This window comes from Natronincola peptidivorans, assembly GCF_900111615.1.
Taxonomy (GTDB): domain Bacteria; phylum Bacillota; class Clostridia; order Peptostreptococcales; family Natronincolaceae; genus Natronincola_A; species Natronincola_A peptidivorans.
Genome location: NZ_FOHU01000055.1, coordinates 1 through 1,338, shown reverse-complemented (window position 1 = coordinate 1,338; position 1,338 = coordinate 1). Strand labels below are relative to the sequence as shown.

Sequence of the window (1,338 nt, the reverse complement as noted above, 5' to 3'; positions counted from 1 at the left end):
TAATGTTTCTGATTCTACTAATGTGCCATCTACATAGACATGTGCTGTATAACCATCTATATCTCCATCTCCGTTTACTATTGTAACTTTATCTTTTACTGCATCTACAAAGAACTCTCCATCATCCGTGCCGTTATTTGGACCTTCGGGAACTACTGGACCTACAGCATCACTTTTCACTTCCCCAGTGTAGTTTCCAAACGCTTCAAATACCACCCTAATAGCATTTCCTACATCTTCTACATCAATAGTATATGTGTTTGAATCTGTACCAATATTTACCCAATCTCCATTATTATTAGACTGCCACTGATAACTGCCAGTTGCAGTATCTGGATTAGTTTCTGCTGTCAGTGTTGCTCCAACCACAGCATTGCCTGTAACGGTAATAGCACCTACTGTACCTTCAACCACGGTCACACTTACCGTCAAATTACTTTCACTGTTCACTAAAGCATCTGCATCTAAGGTAATTTTTCCTATTCCTGTATTTGTTAGATTTCCATATACTGCTGCCGTGACTGTAGTATCGTTACTTCTGTCAATGTCGCCTAGGTTCATCTCTGCAAAAACTCCGCCTAGTAAAATATATTCTGTATAAACAGCATTTGTAACTGTATCATTTTCTATTGTCAATGTGAAAGTTTGATTAAAACCACTTTCAACAGTTACCTGTGTCGGCGATGCTGTCATTTGGGGTTCATTGTTTACTGCCGCATTTACTGTTACAACGGATGTAGCACTTTTGGTTCCATCTGCAGCTGATGTTGCTGTGATGATCACAGTACCTTCTGCTACCGGTGTTACTACTCCACCATCTACATTTGCTACAGCTGGATTACTTGATAACCATACTACATTTTTGTTTGTAGCATTTTCAGGGCTCACTGTTGCTGTTATTGTACTCGTTGCTCCTCCTGCTGTTAATGTCAATGTTGTTGGGCTGACTGTAATAGCACTTACTGCTACTGTTGACGGTGTGCCACCTCCACTACTGCCTCCACCTCCACCGCCGATAGATGGTGCCATTGGGGTGATCATTCTCTCTGGGTCTTTTGCAAAGGTAGAATTCCTAACCTCTTCTCCCGATGCCTCTATTATGGTTCCTTCACCTTCTACTCCTATCCTTGCATCTGCCACTAGCTTGGTGATGATAGTATCATTTCCTAAGCTTATTGCAGCACCTTTAACTCCTTCTTTTACTACAACTTCCTCTATATTGGTTTCTCCTTGAGTTACTATGTTTACATCGTCTGCTTCAATTGTTATACTATCAAAGCTTCCTTCTAGTATGATTGCTTCTCCAGCGGCTGCTTCTGAGATAATGATTTCTAACCC

At 41.0% G+C, this 1,338-nt stretch carries 1 protein-coding gene; it reads right to left on the bottom strand.

What is annotated here, in order from left to right; all coding sequences use genetic code 11:
- Positions 1–1,338, bottom strand: a 1,338-nt coding sequence (locus BMX10_RS17700) for an Ig-like domain-containing protein (RefSeq protein ID WP_139176509.1), incomplete at both ends; no start/stop codon positions are given.